Here is an 18,133-nt window from a genome sequence, read left to right on the forward strand (position 1 = left end):
CACCCCAACAACGAAGCGATGAACCGAACAGACACTTTTGCCACGCAACCACACAAGCTATACAGCGAACCGCGTACCAAGCCACGTGCCTAGTTCCTTGAAACGGAAAACCCATGTCGACCACTATCGATGTTCTACAGAAACTGACGCAAGGTTGGTCGCGGAGCGACCGGTTCCTCTGGGTGACCACGCCGCTTGGCGCGAACGCGCTCGTCGCCGAAAGTCTGCACGGTTGGGAAGCGATCGATCACGGCGGCTACCGCTTCCAGTTGACGGCACTGTCCAGCAGCCCTTCACTGTCACTAGATCGCCTGATCGGCGCAACGACTCTGATCGAATGGCTCGCCCAGGAAGGCAGTGACGTGCGCCGTCCGATCCACGGCCACGTCGTCGCGGCGGAACTAGTCGGCTACAACGGCGGCCTCGCGCGCTACCGTCTGGAAGTGGAGCCATGGCTCGCGGTACTCCGCCAACGTGTCGATCACTACAACTATCAGAACGCGAGCGTGATCGATATCAGCGAGCAGATTTTCGGCTACCACACCGCCGGCGCTGTAGCGCCCGCATGGCGTTGGGCCGTGACCGACACCACCCAATACCGCAAGCGCAGCCTGACCACGCAGGCTGGAGAATCCGACTTCGATTTTCTACAACGGCTCTGGGCGGAAGAAGGCATCTTCTACTGGTTCGAGCATACCGGCGACGCCAACTCATCCAGCCTCGGCAAACACACGCTGGTGCTGGCCGATTCGAACCAGCGCTTCACGCCGGAGAAGCCGGAGATCATCGGTTTCCACCAGACCAGCGACGGCGATCCCGCAGGCAGCATTCAGCACTTCATGGCGGCGCGTCGGTGGCGTATCGGCCGAGTCTCGCGGGCCAGTTGGGACCATCGCACGCTTTCGACCCGGCCGACCGGCGCACAAACCAACGGTGTCGCGACGGCTGGCGAGGACCGAGACGTCGCCGGTCCGTATGCATTCCAGACCGCCGCGCTCGGCGATCAGCGCGCGCGTCAGCAACTCGACGCCCAGCGCGTCGCCGCGCAGCGTAGCGAAGGGCGCAGTACGCGCTTGACCTTGCATCCGGGACTGCGTTTCGCCATGAGCGACCATCCGACTCTGAAAGTATCGGACGCGTTCGTCTGCCTGCGCGTTCAGCACAGCGCGCGAGCCAACGTGGATGCCGGTGTGCACGCCGCCATCGAACAAACGCTCGGCAAGATACCGCCGATCCTCGACACCGAAGCGAACGAATACGGCGTCGCCAAGGCGTTGCACGCCGCGCTCGGATCCGGGACCCACGATGCAACACCGCTCACAGGCAACGAAGCGGTTTACTCCAACCAGTTCCTGGCGTTGCCGATCGATCAAACGTATCGGCCGCTCGTCGAAAACGGTCACGGTGCGCGTTCGCATCCCGTGGTCGCCGTGCAGGGCGCACAAACGGCGATCGTCGTGGGCGCGGGTGATCCGATTCATACCGATCGGGATCATCGCGTCCGGATTCAGCATCATGCGCAGCGCGGGCAGAACGCCGCCAGTCTCGAGGATCATCCGCATGCCGCCAATGCGCCTGCCGATCGAAGCGCGGGCACCTGGACGCGCGTCGTGACGCCAGTCGGCGGCGACAACTGGGGCGGCGTGAGCCCGCCACGCATCGGTCAGGAAGTGTGGACCGAATGGCTCGAAGGACAGGCGGACCGGCCGGTGGTGGTGGGTTCGCTGTACAACGGCCAGGGCAATGCGGATGCGCAGCACAACGCGCAAGCGGGCGGTCCGGCCAGCAGCACCGGCAATGCGGCTGCCTGGTTCGCGGGCAACGATCATGCCGCGGCACTGACCGGTATCAAGACCCAGGACATGAGCCTGAGCCAGCAAGGTACGGGCGGGTATCGTCAGTTTCTGTTCGACGACACCGCGGGTGAGGCCAGTGCGCGCCTTTACACGACGGATCACGACAGTGGGGTGACGCTTGGACATATCAAGCAGATTCAGGACAACCAGCGGCAGGCCGATCGCGGTTACGGCATGGAATTGACGACGAGCGCCGCAGCTGCGTTGCGCGGCGGCTCAGGCATGTTGATCAGTGCGGCCCATGGCGCGAGCCAGATGGATGCGAGTGCTTCGAACCAGGTGCTGACGCAGAACCGGCAATTGCTCGATGGCCTCGCTGGTGCCGCACGCAAGCAGGGCGCCGAACCGACGCTGTCCGCAGCAAATACCAGCGCTGCATCGAGTGGAGCAGGAGACGCGGCGGGTAGCGATTCGTCCACGCAACTCGCGGCAGTCGCCGGGTTGCAGCAAAGCGAGAAAGCACTCAGTGCGACGCGCAATGGTAGCGCCTCCGCTCAGGCAGGCGGTGGCAGTGGAAGCGCGGCTGCGTGGACCCGTCCGCATGTCGTTGTGCACGGTGCGGACGGTCTTGCCGCCGTGACGCCCAAGAGTCATGTCTGGGTGTCGGGGAAGGAGACCGTGTTGAGCGCGGGACAGGATCTGCAGTGGACGGCCAAGGGCAAAGCGAGCATGGCGGCTACTCACGGCATCGCGTTATATACACAGGGAACGGCCGCTAGTGGCCGGCCGGTCTCGGGCCAAGGTATTGCGTTGCACGCGGCGTCCGGTTCGGTAAGCCTGCAGGCGCAGAACTCGGGCACGCTCGCCGCAGCTGCGCAACAGGCCGTCACGTTGTCGAGCAGTCAGGGCAGTGCGAACCTGCAAGCACCGAAGCGTGTGCTGCTGAATGCCGCGAAGGCCTATTTGAAGATGGAAGGCGGCAATATCGAGGTCGGTGCGCCGGGGAAAGCAGAGTTCAAATCGGCACGGCGCGAATTGACCGGGCCGCAAGGCGCGAGCGCGCAAACCTCGCTGGTGAGCAATAGCGCGAAAGATTGCCAATTGCGCTTGTCGGGGGCGTCCGCGAGTCACGACAGCGTTGTCATGCTGCCGGTGAGTTGATGATGGAGCGCACCGATTTCGACGCCCATGTGCTCGATGCGCGTCACTTCATGTTGCTCGACCCTTTGTTGGTCGAAAGTGATGCCGCGCAGTCGTGGCAGAGCCTTCCACTGCGCGCACTGGCGCCACCCGGATTTGAAGCTCAGTCGCGACAGTTGCCTTATCTGCTCGCCTGGCGGGATTTGAGTTCGGTGCAACGCTTGCTGGTGCTGCGTCTGCTGACGGATCCAGACGAGGCAATTGCCGCGTCGATGTGCGTCGCTGTGTTGCAGACCGACGCGGAACCCGCGTATGTGCGGCGCCATCTGCGGCAATTGCTCGTGCCGCATTTTCCGGGTGGTGGGCGTGGCGTATTTCGCTTCTACGATCCGGTGGTGTTCATGCACCTGGGCTGGATGCTGGATGACAGTCAGCGCACGGTGCTGTTCGGTCCCATCTCTGCCTGGACCTTCCCCTGGAACGGCGACTGGTTTGTGCAGACGACGCCATCGCCTGGATCGCATCACGTGCGTTTCGCGCCGGGCGCGCCAGTGTGGCGCCGTATTGGGCGTATCGGTGCGCTTTATGCCGTGCTGGAAACTGAATTGTCGTGGCGTGCCGAACCGTCACTTTACGGGCCGCAGGTCGAGTCGTGGTTGATCAAGGCCGAAGCCCATGGTCTGAGCGAGCGCGACGATGTCGTGGCCTTTGCGCGGCATGGGATGTTGAAACATCCGCGTTTCGATACGCATCCTGAAGTAATTGCCACGTTGCAACAGTGCGTGGGGCATCCCACGCGTTATCGGCGTCTGACGTCGCTTTGGAGCGATGCTGAATGGCAAACCATCGTGCGCGACCTGCAGAGGTCAGCGGACACGAGGCATGTCTCGCCGATGAACACCGATCACTCGATACAAGGAGCGAGCTGATGGCCACACCATGCCCCTTCTGTGAAAAGAAAGGCCTGCCCATCCTGCCGATACGTTATGGCATTGCTCCGACGAAGACGTTTGGGGATTACAAGGTGCGTAACGCACCGCCTGACGCGACCAAACTGCTGGGACCGGCGGAAGTGCCGATGAATGTGCCTGAAACGATATACACGGGTCGCGTTTTACGTCCGGGTTACCTGTTTGTTTTCTATGAGACACACAAACACTGGGAGGCGTATTCAGTCGACACTGCGGGATGTCTGTCGAGCGTCCCGGTGACCGGCGATACGCCTCCGGGCGGCGACCGCTTTCACGACTCCTGCAAACGCAATGCGACGAAGATGGCCAATGCCTCCGTGGTGACGATTCAGGATCCGGAGACGGCGGGCAAAGTGTGGTTCGGATTCTCCGATGTGTGGTGGACCAAGGCGGTTCGCGGCACGAATGCGAAATTGTCCAGCAAAGATCGGGCTAAATTCATGCGGCTCGTCGACGTGGGAGCCTGGTTCAACAAGGGGCAGCCGGGATCGACGCCCGAGCATGCGTTCCAGATCTACCAGGTGGACATGATTGTCGCTGAGTACTCGATGACCCTGGTGGAAGAAGTCTCTGCGCTTGGCTGGAGTCCGTTTTTTTACCGCGACATCATCTCAGCGAAGAGTCTGAAAGATGAGTGCGACGCGTTGATGCCAACGAAAGGACTTGTGCTTGGGTTGCAAGATCCAGCCGGGATTGCACGTGAGCTTTCCGCATATATGAATGCCCGCTGGGCGGGTTTCTCCAAACCCTGGCAGCGCGAGGTGGATGTGGATGCAGGCCTCGCCCGCATCCAGGTGGCGGTGGAGCGCCAGGCCGAAACGAACCTCTACAACGACCGCGCCAAAGAAGCGATGGAGAATTATGGTCAGCTCATGAACAGCGGCGGTACGGCTTTCATGCTGGAGAGCTACCGCAAGGAGATGCAACCGCTGCTGGACGAAGCGAAGAAGATCAAGTTCACTGCGGCTGAATTGGAGAAGGCGCGAACGGATGCATGGCGCAAGTACAACGACGCGATCAACCCGAACAAGCGCGCCGATTTCCATCGCAGGTACGATCCGGCTTCAAATCAATACGACGCCCAATTCATGAAGCCGCTAGGCAATGCGCATGCGGCATGGATGATAAGCGCGGCGATGAATGCGGTGTTCGATTGGCACTTCGACCCCGATGACATCAATACCGGAGTCTGTTTCACGGGTGTATTTGCCACCTGCATTATGGGGACTGGCGGTTATGGGCCGTGCGTACAGCTTTACGATAAGTGGATGCAGAGTGGCCTGAGTGGCAATAATCTATTCTGGCGGATGATGCTGTTCAACCATCCCACGTTGAAATCTAAGGCGGCACAAGCTGATGGCGGCGAAGGCGCAGGTAAGGAAGGGGGCAAGAAGGAAGGCGAGAAAAAGGGTGAAAAAAAGGAGGGTTCGGAAGGGGGCGGCCTCAAGCTGGAACAGTGGGCCAATCTGTTCGAAATTTACAAAGGTGTGGTTGGCAAACTTAAGTTAGCGGGCGAGAACGCGTATAAAGCTATCGATGCCTCCGCTGCGCTGGACGAGGTGATCGAAGAACTGGGTCCGTCGATGATTCGCGTGTTGAAGCAGCGCGGCGCGGCGGGAGAGGATCTGATGAAGGTGATGGGTATGCATGCCGGCATGCCTGTCGCCTGGGTACAGGTGACCGGCACGCGGCGGGATGTGTACAGCGCCATCTATAGTACGCTTGAAAAGCTCCAGCCTGCCGCGAGCGGGCCCGACAAGGCCGACCGTGCGGTGGCCACGCAGGCGCGGATGGCGATCCTGGAAGCGGAACTGAAGAGTGCGGGTCTTAGCATGGATGGCAAGGTCAGTTCGTGGAGCATCTTGTTGGATGCCGAGCATGCGGATACCGACGCCCTGTACCGGTTGACTTCCGAGACTCAGGGGCAGATAGCGGCGAACCGAGTGCTAAGCGTCACGAAGACACCGGGATTGCAGATTGCGTCGACTATTGCGGTGGACAGTTACATGGGCCGGATAGCGAGGTATATGCGAGCGCCGGGCATGTTGGCTTCGGTGTCGATGGTGTTTTCAGTGCTGGGGTTTGGCAACGCGCGCGAGGAAGAAGGGAAGGCGCTAAAGAGTGAGCGAAGTCGAGCGCTGGCGTCGTTTACTGCTGCTTGTACGGGGCTGACTGCGGCTTCGCTTGAAGTGGTGGGGTCGGGGATCAAGTCGGCGGGTTTACGGCGGTTGCCGCTTTTAGGGGTCGTGGCCAAGGCGCTAGGGGGAAGTTTTCTTCGTTATATCGAGTTGGGAGGTGCGGGTGCGGGTGCGGTTGGGGCGTGGATTGCAGTGGGGGTCGATACGGTGAACTTCGTCGAGGCGTGGAGCAATGGCGACAAGGGTGTGTCTGCTCTATATCTAACACGGGGCGCTGCCGAACTCTATCTGGCAGGGTCGCTTACTCGAGTCCTGATTGTCGCAATTCTCAGCGGCGCAGAGGTGGAAGTCTTGGGGCCACCCGCCTGGATCGCGACTGCGGTGATTCTGGTGGTGAGTGTGCTGATCGATATCTTTAAAGCCGCACCTACATTGACTTGGACGCGTAACTGTCTTTGGGGGCCGGACAACACCTACCATGATGGTGCAGAAGAACAGGCTGATTTCAACAAGGCGATAGCGGGTAATTCGATATGAGCGACGATTCGTCGGTAAAGGCCTACTGGGGCCAGTTGTTCCAGAAGCGCTATTGGCGGGAAGTGGTGATCGGTCTGCCACCTAAAGACCCGTGGACGCCCACGGGCGATATGCTGGTGTATCAATTCCACCAAGCGAAACAGGTACAGATCGCGGGCGAGCCGATGTCCTTGGATATGGTGGCTGCCTGCAACGCAACGTACATGGAAGTGGTCGACGGGCGGTATATGCGTCGCGGTTTCGGCGGAATGATGTACACGCTAATGGAAATACCTGCGTTGATATTGGCTTACTTCGCTCTAATTTCTCTGCTTTTTAACATTCACCACGTCGACGATCTATTCGGTTCCATCGCAGTTGCGCTTTTGGGATGTGTCATCGGCACACCCTTGGTTCTACTTTTCGGATACCAATGGAAGCAGGAAATGCTGGACTACACTTACAAGCCAATCAGGCTGGTACGGTCCACGCGTAAGGTGCACGTATTCCGGCATAACGGTCCGGGCGGCGTATGGTCATTGGACTGGGACAAGCTGGTGTTCTGTCTAAAGAAGGGCGGGCTTAACTGGGGCGTACTGGGCTACCTGCCTGACGCAAACGGTCAGGTCACGCATGCGTTCTATCTCGGTGCATTTCTGCCGGTCAATCCGAAGGGTATCGGTCCCGACGAACCGCTGCTGGCGCACTGGGAATACTTTCGTCGCTACATGGAAGAAGGACCGACGAGCGTGCCGACGCCGGAGAAGTTGCCACCGATCCAGAATCGTCGGGAACCTTTTTTGTACGGGATGCTTCGGTCTTGGCGCATGTTCGGACCACTGGCGATTCCATTTGCGCCAGTCACGACCCTGGCCGGCCTGTTCCGCTGGCTCGGCATGCATATGAGTCGTCTGCCACGCTGGCCTGCGGAAGTGGAGGCGCAATGTCAGGGGATGCCGGGCGATTCAACCGATCAAGCGGAGCCAGCGCAAGTGACACACAACAGCACACTGGTCGCCATAGGCACAGTGATCATGCTGGCGTTGGACGTGGTATTGCTGTGGTTGCTGTTCACGCGGGTGTTCGGCATCGATCGCATTTTCAATCACTAGTTTTGAAACGCGGGCACGTCATCGATAACGCGGTCCAGTAGCGTGGAAATTGATATGAGCGACGACACGTCGATCAAAGCCTACTGGGGCCAGTTGTTCCAGAAACGCTACTGGCGGGAAGTGGTGATCGGGATGCCACCTAAGGACCCGTGGGCACCCATGGGCGACATGTTGGTGTACCAATTCGACAAGGCAACACCAACCCGAATTGCCGGAGAACCGACACCGCTGGATATGGTGGTCGCTCGCAACGCGACTTACATCGAAGTCGCCGACGGGCGATATATGCGTCGCGGTTTTGGCGGCATGATGTTTACCCTTCTGGATGCCCTGCTAATTTTTGCAATGTTTGTTCCATTGTATTTTTGGATTTTTAAATGGAGAGACAGTTTTTCATATGTTGGATTGACGATTTTTTCTATTTGCATTTTTTTGCCTCTAATATTGGTGATCGGCTACCAGTGGAAGCAGGAGATGCTGGACTACACCTACAAGCCAATCCGGCTGGTGCGGTCCACGCGTAAGGTGCACGTGTTCCAGCATAACGGCCCCGGCGGAGTGTGGTCGCTCGACTGGGACAAGCTGGTGTTCTGTTTGAAGAAGGGCGGCTTGAACTGGGGTGTGCTGGGCTATCTGCCGGATGCGAACGGACAGGTGACGCACGCGTTCTACCTCGGCGCGTTTCTGCCGGTCAACCCGAAGGGTATCGGGCCGGATGAACCGTTGCTGGCGCACTGGGAATACTTTCGGCGGTACATGGAGGAAGGACCTGAAAGCGTGCCCACTCCCGAGATACTGCTGCCGATCCAGAACCGTCGGGAGCCTTTTCTGTATGGGATGCAGCGATCATGGCGAATGTTTGGGCCATATCTCGTGCTGGCGCTACCGTTCGCGCCAGTCACAACGTTAGCTGGAGTGTTCCGCTGGATCGGCATGCATATGAGTCGTCTGCCTCGCTGGCCGGCAGAGGTGGACGCGCAATGTCACGTGGCGCCAGGCGATGTAACTGTTCAGCCTAAGTTGAACGCGACTGATAGCAGTGCGTTTGTAGCTGTGGGTACTGTGGTCATGTTGGCGCTGGACGTGGTGTTGCTGTGGTTACTGTTCACACGTGTGTTCGGCATCGACCATTTATTTACCCACAATTAGGGACCTGTGCCCATCCTTGATGACGCAACGGTAGCGTGACACTTGATATGAGCGACAGCACGTCGATCAAAGGTAAGCGGCTCGCGCCGACCGTCGTAGGCGGTGACTGAGATAAACACCAAAGTAATGTCCATCATTCCAATTTGATGGGCACCACTTTGTCACAGTCTGAAGAGAAGAAGCCGGGTACCCGAGCGGGGCGCCCGAATTACGCCCGGGAGCTTCGTGATCGACTGGCGGCTGCGGCTTGCGAGCCTGGCGTTTCAGTCTCGAAACTGGCCCGCGAGAACGGCATCAATGCGAACATGCTGTTCACCTGGCGGCGGCGTTATCTGGCCGAGCAGCAAGCTCAGTCTGCAGGGCTCATTCCGGTTGTACTTGTAGACGACACGCGAGCGGAGGTCGGGGCATCATCTTCGGTTGAGCCACAAGCGCAGGACACGAGGCCTGCATTAGCTGCCGGCACGATCGAGATCCGGATCGGCCGTGCGGTGGTTAAGGTGGACGGTCTGGTCGATGCCGACATGTTGCGAATTGTGCTGGGTAGTCTGCGCTCATGATTTCCCTGCCGGCAGGCACGCGCATCTGGATCGCTGCGGGCGTGACCGATATGCGATGTGGGTTTCAGGGGCTGGCCGCGAAGGTGCAAACAGCGCTTGATGAGAATCCACTGGGCGGCAACGTCTACATCTTCCGGGGCCGCCGGGGTGACCTGGTGAAGATTCTTTGGGCAACGGAGGACGGAATCTGGCTTCTCGCGAAGCGCCTTGAACGAGGCCGTTTTATCTGGCCCCAAGCCGACGGTGGCAAGGTCCATCTGAGCTCTGCACAACTGTCGATGCTCCTCGAGGGCATCGACTGGAGACAGCCCCGTCGCACCGCCGCATTATCGATGTTGTAAACCGCGCGACAGACTCGTAAACTACGACGCATGTCGAACGGCGCCGATCTTCCTGACGATGTCGAACTCCTGAAGGCCTTGCTGGTCGAGGCCCGTAGTCTGCTTGCCGAGCGGGATGTCGAGATCGAGCAGCTCAAGGCCCAGATCGATAAGCTCAGGCGCATGCAGTTCGGTCGCAAGTCCGAGCAGTTGCAGCGGCAGATCGAGACGCTCGAGACTCAACTCGAGGATCTGGCCGCTGGGCGCGGCGTTGCGGATGTGCAGCGTGCGCAGGGCTGCGGCGCAAATGCATCCACCTCGACTGCGACGACGGACGCAGCGGCATCGAGGCAAGCGCTTCCCGCGCATTTGCCGCGCGAGGATCATGTACTTGAGCCCGAATCAAGTTGCCCGGACTGCGGTCAACCCATGCGGGTACTCGGCGAGGACGTGTCCGAACAACTCGCCCGGGTCGCAGCGGCGTTCAAGGTCATTCGCACGGTCCGGCGCAAACTGGTTTGCCCATGCTGCAGCACTATCACCCAGCCGCTGATGCCCGGCCTGCCGATCGAGCGGAGCATCGCCCATCCAAGCTTGCTGGCGGACATCCTCGTCTCGAAGTATGCAGACCACCAGCCGTTGTACCGGCAATCGGCGATCGCGGCGCGCGACGGCGTCATGCTCGATCGGGCCAGTATGGGCCGCTGGGTCGGCCAATGCGAGGCATTGTGCGCACCGCTAACAGAGGCGCTGCGCCGTTATACGGTGGCCGCCACCAAGCTGCACGCGGATGACACGCCGATCCCGGTGCTCTCACCGGGCAACAGGAAGACCCGGACCGGGCGGCTGTGGGTCTACGTGCGCGACGATCATCGCTCTGGTTCGACGCAACCGGCTTCGGTCTGGTTCGCATACTCGCCGAACAGACAGGGCATCCACCCTCAAACCCATCTCGCCAGCTTCAAGGGGATCCTGCAAGCAGACGCTTACGCAGGCTTCGACGAGCTGTTCCGCGACGGCTCGATACGCGAGGCGGCATGCCATGCCCACGCCAGGAGAAAGTTCTACGACATCCATGTGCGAACGCCGTCCGACACGACGCAAAAGGCGCTCGAATATATAGGCGGTCTCTATGACATCGAGGCATCCATTCGCGGCAAGCCTGCGGCCGAACGGCTGCGAATACGCCAGGAGAAAGCCAGACCCCTGCTTCAAATCTACGAAGCGTGGCTCAGGGCAAAGCTCGAAACGTTGTCTTCGAAGTCCGATACAGCCAAGGCGATCAACTACTCGCTGAACCAGTGGAGCGCACTGACACTGTATTGCGAAGACGGTACGCTCGAGATCGACAACAACATCGCGGAGAACGCGCTGCGTTGCGTGAGCCTGGGCCGGAAGAATTTCCTGTTCGCCGGTTCCGACAGCGGCGGTGAACGGGCAGCCGCAATGTACGCGCTGATCGGCACTTGCGCACTGAACGGCATCGATCCGCGCGCCTATCTGGACTACGTGCTAACGCACATCGCTGATCACAAGATCAATCGCATCGACGAGCTTCTACCGTGGCGCGTGGCCGACAAGCTGCACACACCTGGCAGCCCGCCGACTTCCCCTACCTGACCGGGCAACTCCGAATCACCATCATCCCTTACGTGCACGCGCGTGGACGAATGGCCTAGGTGAGCCGCTTACGATCAAAGCCTACTGGGGTCAGTTGTTCCAGAAACGCTACTGGCGGGAAGTGGTGATTGGCCTGCCACCCAAGGATCCTTGGACACCCACTGGTGACATGCTGGTTTACCAGTTCGACAAAGCCGCACGGGCAAAGATTAAAGTGAAGCCGGCGCCGCTTGATATGGTGGTCGCCCGCAACGATACCTATATGGAAGTGGCCGATGGCCGGTATATGCGACGTGGCTTCGGCGGCATGATGTTTACGCTTTTGATGATTCCATTTCTAGTCGTCGACGCTCTTGTTTTATGGTCTGTGGTAACCAATAAATTCCATTCCATCTTTGGGTCGCTGGTGCTTTTGGCGTTGGTTGTTGTATTTGGCGGACCATTGCTTTTCATGATCGGCTACCAGTGGAAACAGGAAATGCTGGACTACACGTATAAGCCGATCAGACTGTTGCGTGCGACGCGCAAAGTATTTGTCTTCCAGCATAACGGTCCGGGCGGAGTATTGTCGCTGGACTGGGACAAACTGGTCTTCTGCCTGAAGAGGGGTGGTCTGAACTGGGGCGTGCTGGGCTACCTGCCGGACGCCAACGGTCAGGTGACGAATGCGTTTTACCTGGGCGCCTTTCTGCCGGTCAACCCGAAGGGTATCGGTCCAGACGAACCACTACTGGCGCATTGGGAGTACTTTCGGCGCTATATGGAAGAAGAACCGGCGAGCGTGCCGACGCCGGAGATACTGCTGCCGATCCAGAACCGTCGCGAGCCTTTCCTGTACGGGATGCTGCGGTCCTGGCAAATGTTTGGGCCACTGGCAATTCCATTCGCGCCGATCACAACCTTGGCCGGAATATTCCGCTGGCTCGGCATGCATATGAGCCGTCTGCCGCGCTGGCCGGCGGAGGTCGAGGCGCAATGTCGAGTGATGCCAGACGGGACGACCGCACAATTAGAGCCAGCGCGGAAGGCGATGTACAACAGCGCACTGGTCGCACTGGGCACGGTAGTGATGCTGGCGGTGGACGTCGTGTTGCTATGGCTACTATTCACGCGCGTGTTCGGCATCGATCGTCTCTTCACGCACAATTCTTGAGGGCTGAGTACGTCCTTGATAACACGATGATAGGGTGACAATAGACATTGAGTGCCGATTCGTCGATCAGCGCCTACTCATTGAGAGTGGTAAGACATCTGAACGGTTAATCAAACATGTTAGAGCAGACGGATCGTCCAACCCTATTACGTGGCCGCATCGGGAATCTCAAGCGCACGAAAGTGACGCGTGATTTCATGCGTACTGAAAACGAAAAAATCGCCACCGGAGCCGGCACGATTGCACTAGGCCTCTCGGGCATGACTGGGCTTGCCGTCGCAATGTCCACCGCCGCGAGCAGTAGCCAGGAAGAGGTCGACAAGGTTTCTTTCGACGTTGATGGCGTGCACGTCGAGGGGTGGCTATGGCGATTCCCTTTTCGTGAAAATGACGAAGTCGAAGTAGTGGCCGAGAAATCCGGAGTCGGCGTGACGTGCTTTGCTGTACGGCGACTAGAGGATGAACTGGTAGCCGTGTACCCGCACTGTACGAGTGGCCGTCAGGCGTATCTGAAGACTTCGGTGAAGATCTGCTCCACCTTGTTGATCATCTGGGTTGCGGTGATGAGCTTCCTGTTCTTCGTGAAAGCGCCTACCCTGACTCTGCTGCAAAAGTTCTATTTTCTGGGTGTGACTTCACTTTTCCCCGCACTCGTTCTGTTGTTTTTTGCAGTGTCGGCTTATCGGAAAGACAAGGCGTTTATTGCTCTCTCGGAGCGGATCTTCGAGACGTTTCGGTGGGCCGACCCGACCAGCATCAACCTGAAAAAAACATCGAAAGGAAAGAAGCGAAAGGGCGATGGTTCCGGCTACGGACTATGGATCTTTCGCTACTGAACCTCTGTCTGGTTATGCGCCCGATCCAGCATTAACTGGGGGATTCCGATACCACACGATCCGATCAAAGATCTCTTCTAACTTCGCCCCCCTCGCCGCATTCAGCATCGCAGCATGCGCGACGCGACCGGCGAGATGCGCGCGAAAATCTGAATGCCCCTCGCGATTCTGCAAAGCAGGATCCGACCTCACACAATTCGTCAACACCGCCTTCAGCACATCAAACTCCGCCCGACCAAGATTCGGATGACTGTTCACCACCACCCCAGCCAGATGCTGCCTCGCACCCCGCCGCATCACACGCGTCTTCCTTAGATTGACCGCGAACCCTTCTTCAATAGCAATCGCCGCCACGCGAACCTCGAGCCGCTGAGCCATCCGCGCAAGATCGTCACCACCGGAAAACGCCAGATCGTCGGCATAACGCGTGTACGTCGCCCCTAACGAACGTGCCAACCCAGCCAGCCGCAGATCAAGCCGAAACGCACACAAATTCGCTAACGCCGGTGAAGTCGGCGCCCCCTGCGGTAAGTGCCGTGTCCGGTACCGCTGCCGTTCCAGCCAATCGATTTTGTCGCGTACATCCGGCGCCACCAACCTGCCGCTCGGCACGCGATTGGTACACAGCGCAGTCAGCGCCCGTGAAACTTCCACCGGATAACCCAAAGCACGTATCGCGGAGTAAACACGTCCCTCATGCACCGACGCAAAGAAATCCGTCAGATCGAAGCGAATCACAACCGCCTTCCCGGCATGAGGCGCCGCGAACGTGACCGTATTCCGCCCACGTCGAAAACCGTGCACAGCATCGTGAGCAGGAATTCGATCGAGTAAGCCATGAAGCACTTTCCGCTGCAAAGCACGCAAGCGCGATTTGGGTACTTCGATGATTCGACACCGACCGTCGCGTTTCTCGATCGCCTTGTACGAATAGTGATGAAGCGGTGTCGCCGAACTTTGCGCCGGTACACGCCAACGATCTGCAAACCAGTCCAGTTCGTTTTGCTCGATTTTCAGCCACGCGGCCAGATCGCCGAGCGTTGGTAACTGCGGCAGCGCCACGCCGTGCAACCAGGGCGGGGACGGCCGCTGAACAGAAGGGCTGAGCAACAAACGAACAACCTTCGGCTGATTCTCTCCCTTCCAGGCCGAAACAAAACCCGTGTTCTCGGCAACGACCCTCGACAATTCTTTACGCCCGACGCTGTCCCACCGCGCGCCAAAGCGCTTCTCGACCCCACGCGCCAATCCATTCATCCAGCCCGAGTGTTCACCCAACACGAGCGTCATGCGCTCGACCATTGCGGCAGGCTCGGGCAGGCCCGCCAGCATGGCATTGGCGATCGTGTAAGTGACAAATTGCAGGGAAGATAACGGCATAGAGCAAAGAGATGGGCGGGCCGGCCAGTCAACGCGTCTTGTGCTGCGTGAGCTGGTTTGCGCAACGCGCAGGTAACGCTCATGCGACGAACTGCGGAGGTCTTTCTGATCCACGGGGTAGCCCCGTAGTGCCTGGAACGAATACTGCCCGTGCCTTGGCAAGCTTGACCAGCCGACCCGCGAGTCGAAGATAAGCGACGCGCCCAAGTGTTGTCAACGCATTGGCAGTACGAATTAACGCTGCAATAAAGTGTCGCCGAGGCGCCTGATTGATGCAGAAAGCACGATAACTCACCGTCGACGACATGCAGCAGCAAAATCAGCAACAAGTGAGGATACGGCCCCACCGTCGCACAGAAGGTATCCGATAAGTGCGACAACGAATTCTGATTTGACTATGCCGCAACTACTACGTGCTTTGCAGCGCGGCCTCAACCTCTGTTACCTCACTCTCCCCAAAGCCACTCGCGAGGAGCCCACGATCCCAACCGGCGAATAGCGCCACGATTCACCGCATTTCCTGCGGAGAAAGCATCGGCACTTTATCCACACCCCCCTCTGGACAACTTTTGTACAAGCCATCTGACACCTTGTGGGCGAAACCTTGATAAATCCGCGATCTCACCAGGCCAGTCGAAAGTTGTCCCTAGCTCCTTGCTCCTGTCCGCCCACGCTCCGCAGGGTTATCGATTCCGCAGTCCTTTGATCCGTAAACGAAGATTCAAGTTATCCACAACTAGGCGCGGAGCTTGTTAACTATTACTACGTATACATATACAAAGACTATAAAAACCAGAGAGACACCCATAAAGCCCGCTGCGTAAACATGCACAAAGCAAGCATGCACAAATCAGACAGCACAAACAGAACCAGCCCCAAACCATCAAACCAACGGCAAACAGATCTCAGTCAGAAGATCAGCAGGCGCAGTCTCCTTCGGACTATTCAAATACTCCTCGAACACCGGCGCATCCGCAGCCTCACGCCCTGATTGCACGAGCCACGTGCCATACAACCACTCATAAGCCGCTCGCATATCGCTATACGGTCCCTTGTGCCGCAACACCGCGTACTCACCGCCTTTCACATGCGCCACCGAAACCGGCGGACTCACCGTCACCGAAATCTGCAGAGGATGCGGCAACAACACCCCGGCCTTCGACCGCAACTCATTCTCAGCAACGACATCCGGATCATCGTAGTAAATCCCGATCATGCGCATCTGCCCGGCCAGCAGATTGTGTTTCGCCAACCAGCCGAACAATCCATCGAACGCCTTGCCGATCTGCATATACGGCCCAACGTGATCCACCGACAAAACTTCCATCGGCTCCACGCTACGAATCACCACTTCACGCATCGTCATTTGATCGTCTCCTGAAAGCGCCGGACGAAACCGGCTATGTGTGCCCCGCTTGCGATACTGCGCCGGCGGAACGCCGAACGCGGCGCGAAAGGTGCGAGAGAAAGACTGCAGACTGCTATATCCCGAGCGCACAGCAATCTCCGCGATCGGCATCGAGCCATTTGCCAGGTATCCGGCCGCGCGATGCAGCCGCAAGCGGCGCACGGTCGTCGCGACCGTCTCGCCATACATCGCCTGATAGATGCGATGCCAGTGATACGGCGACATGCAGGCAATTTCCGCTAAACGATCGATATCCAGCGACTCGTCGAGGTGATCGTAAATATGATCCAGCACGCGGCTAAGCCGAGTTTCGTAGCGCGCCCGATTGTCCGATGGGTTCATGAGCGAATGGCTAACCAGAAGAAGATTGCCGAAGAGATGCGAACCAAAGTATCACGTCCTCGTTTACCAAATCTTGCGAACTTCGCCCAATCGTGCGCGAACCGAGTTAAGCGCCCACTGACACAAACGCGCCAGAACTTTGCCGAATTTCGATAACACCTCGAATAATGGCTCACTACCATCGGCTGAAGCTTGTCCGCCCATACACCGCAAAGCCCTGCGGCATCGAGCAAGCGGCAACATCAGGAGCGCCCGATGAAATCAGAATCCAAAAGTCAGCACGTCGGTAAAGTCACGCATCACGAGTTGAAGCAGACGCTCGGTACGTGGCAATTGTGGGGAATTGCGGTCGGTCTGGTCATTTCCGGCGAGTATTTCGGCTGGAGTTACGGCTGGGCGAGCGCCGGCACGCTTGGCTTCGTCATCACGGCGATTTTTATTGCCGCGATGTACACCACCTTCATTTTTAGTTTCACCGAACTCACCACGTCGATTCCGCACGCGGGTGGCCCGTTCGCCTATGCGCGCCACGCTTTTGGCCCAACCGGCGGTTATCTGGCGGGCGCGGCGACCCTAGTCGAGTTCGTCTTTGCGCCGCCCGCGATTGCGCTCGCGATCGGCGCCTATCTGCACGTGCAGTTTCCGGGTCTCGAGCCGAAACATGCGGCGATGGGCGCGTATCTCGTCTTCATGGCGCTGAATATCGTCGGCGTGCAGATCGCCGCAGCCTTCGAGTTGTGCGTGACGTTGCTTGCGATCTTCGAATTGCTGGTGTTCATGGGCGTCGTGTCACCCGGTTTTCAGTGGGCGAATTTCACGAAAGGCGGCTGGTCCGGTGCGGACACGTTCAGCATGGGCTCGTTCCACGGCATGTTCGCGGCGATTCCCTTCGCCATCTGGTTTTTCCTCGCGATTGAAGGCGTTGCGATGGCCGCTGAAGAAGCCAAGAACCCGAAACGTTCGATTCCGATCGCCTACGTCGCCGGCATTCTGACGCTGGTCGTGCTGGCAATCGGCGTGATGGTGTTCGCAGGCGCCGCCGGCGACTGGACCAAATTGTCGAACATCAACGATCCGCTGCCGCAGGCTATGAAATACATCGTCGGCGAGCATAGCGGCTGGATGCATATGCTGGTGTGGCTTGGCCTGTTCGGGCTCGTCGCGTCGTTTCACGGCATCATTCTCGGATATTCGCGTCAAATCTTCGCGCTGGCCCGTGCGGGTTATCTGCCGGAGTGGCTTTCCAAGGTGCATCCGCGCTTCAAGACGCCGCATCGCGCGATCATCGCGGGTGGCGTGGTCGGCATCGCCGCGATCTATAGCGACGAGCTGATCCAGTTCGGCGGCCAGACGCTGACGGCGAACATCGTGACGATGTCCGTATTTGGCGCTATCGTGATGTATATCATCAGTATGTTGTCGCTGTTCAAGCTGCGCCGCGCGGAACCGAACATGGAACGCCCGTTCCGCGCGCCGCTGTTTCCGTTTTTCCCGGCGTTTGCGCTGGTGGCCGCGGTGATTTGCCTCGCAACGATGGTCTACTTCAATTTTCTGGTGGCCATCGTGTTCGCGATCTTCCTCGCGCTCGGCTACGTCTACTTCCTGACGACGCGCCATCAACGCGAAGCAGCACCGGCAGACGCTTTGCTCGAAGAGTGACGGAACGGGCCGCTGCGCAAGCAGCGGCGATGG

The 18,133-nt window shown here is 58.7% G+C and carries 13 protein-coding genes; 11 read left to right on the forward strand and 2 right to left on the reverse strand.

The window, feature by feature from the left end:
- The first annotated feature begins 113 nt into the window (after positions 1 to 113).
- From ACOSV0_RS00135 to ACOSV0_RS00180, 10 genes are all read left to right on the forward strand, one after another.
- Positions 114 to 2,957: a type VI secretion system Vgr family protein gene (locus ACOSV0_RS00135; protein ID WP_434107971.1), complete on the forward strand. Its 2,844-nt coding sequence runs from the start codon at positions 114 to 116 to the stop codon at positions 2,955 to 2,957.
- Positions 2,957 to 3,865, forward strand: a complete 909-nt coding sequence (locus tag ACOSV0_RS00140; protein WP_434107972.1) for a DUF4123 domain-containing protein — start codon at positions 2,957 to 2,959, stop codon at positions 3,863 to 3,865. The genes ACOSV0_RS00135 and ACOSV0_RS00140 overlap by 1 nt, the downstream gene beginning before the upstream one ends.
- Complete coding sequence (locus ACOSV0_RS00145; protein WP_434107973.1) at positions 3,865 to 6,582, forward strand: T6SS effector BTH_I2691 family protein; 2,718 nt, start codon at positions 3,865 to 3,867, stop codon at positions 6,580 to 6,582. The genes ACOSV0_RS00140 and ACOSV0_RS00145 overlap by 1 nt, the downstream gene beginning before the upstream one ends.
- A complete protein-coding gene (locus ACOSV0_RS00150) occupies positions 6,579 to 7,673 on the forward strand; it encodes a DUF6708 domain-containing protein (protein ID WP_434107974.1) in 1,095 nt (364 codons plus the stop codon). Before ACOSV0_RS00145 ends, ACOSV0_RS00150 begins: the two co-directional genes overlap by 4 nt.
- A gap of 54 nt (positions 7,674 to 7,727) precedes the next feature.
- A complete protein-coding gene (locus tag ACOSV0_RS00155) occupies positions 7,728 to 8,822 on the forward strand; it encodes a DUF6708 domain-containing protein (RefSeq protein WP_434107975.1) in 1,095 nt (364 codons plus the stop codon).
- Between the two features lie 146 nt (positions 8,823 to 8,968).
- Positions 8,969 to 9,382, forward strand: a complete 414-nt coding sequence (gene tnpA / locus ACOSV0_RS00160; RefSeq protein WP_434107977.1) for an IS66-like element accessory protein TnpA — start codon at positions 8,969 to 8,971, stop codon at positions 9,380 to 9,382.
- On the forward strand, positions 9,379 to 9,723 hold the full coding sequence (gene tnpB / locus ACOSV0_RS00165; RefSeq protein ID WP_434107978.1) for an IS66 family insertion sequence element accessory protein TnpB: 345 nt from the start codon (positions 9,379 to 9,381) through the stop codon (positions 9,721 to 9,723). The genes tnpA and tnpB overlap by 4 nt, the downstream gene beginning before the upstream one ends.
- Before the next feature lie 30 nt (positions 9,724 to 9,753).
- Complete coding sequence (gene tnpC, locus ACOSV0_RS00170; protein ID WP_434107979.1) at positions 9,754 to 11,322, forward strand: IS66 family transposase; 1,569 nt, start codon at positions 9,754 to 9,756, stop codon at positions 11,320 to 11,322.
- 94 nt (positions 11,323 to 11,416) lie between these two features.
- Complete coding sequence (locus tag ACOSV0_RS00175) at positions 11,417 to 12,475, forward strand: DUF6708 domain-containing protein (protein WP_434107980.1); 1,059 nt, start codon at positions 11,417 to 11,419, stop codon at positions 12,473 to 12,475.
- Between the two features lie 116 nt (positions 12,476 to 12,591).
- A complete protein-coding gene (locus ACOSV0_RS00180) occupies positions 12,592 to 13,311 on the forward strand; it encodes a putative type VI secretion system effector (RefSeq protein ID WP_434107981.1) in 720 nt (239 codons plus the stop codon).
- Between the two features lie 12 nt (positions 13,312 to 13,323).
- Here the strand turns inward: ACOSV0_RS00180 and ACOSV0_RS00185 are convergent, their stop codons facing one another.
- Together ACOSV0_RS00185 and ACOSV0_RS00190 are read right to left on the reverse strand one after the other, a co-directional pair.
- Positions 13,324 to 14,691, reverse strand: coding sequence for a reverse transcriptase family protein (locus ACOSV0_RS00185; protein WP_434110347.1), 1,368 nt, complete (start codon positions 14,689 to 14,691; stop codon positions 13,324 to 13,326).
- A gap of 883 nt (positions 14,692 to 15,574) precedes the next feature.
- Positions 15,575 to 16,441, reverse strand: a complete 867-nt coding sequence (locus ACOSV0_RS00190; protein ID WP_434107982.1) for an AraC family transcriptional regulator — start codon at positions 16,439 to 16,441, stop codon at positions 15,575 to 15,577.
- Between the two features lie 255 nt (positions 16,442 to 16,696).
- Between ACOSV0_RS00190 and eat the strand changes: the two genes are divergently transcribed.
- Positions 16,697 to 18,100 carry an ethanolamine permease gene (eat, locus tag ACOSV0_RS00195; protein WP_434107984.1) on the forward strand — a complete coding sequence of 468 codons (1,404 nt, stop codon included), beginning with the start codon at positions 16,697 to 16,699 and terminating at the stop codon, positions 18,098 to 18,100.
- Positions 18,101 to 18,133 lie beyond the last annotated feature (33 nt).

This window comes from Paraburkholderia caffeinilytica (assembly GCF_051027425.1).
Taxonomy (GTDB): domain Bacteria; phylum Pseudomonadota; class Gammaproteobacteria; order Burkholderiales; family Burkholderiaceae; genus Paraburkholderia; species Paraburkholderia caffeinilytica_A.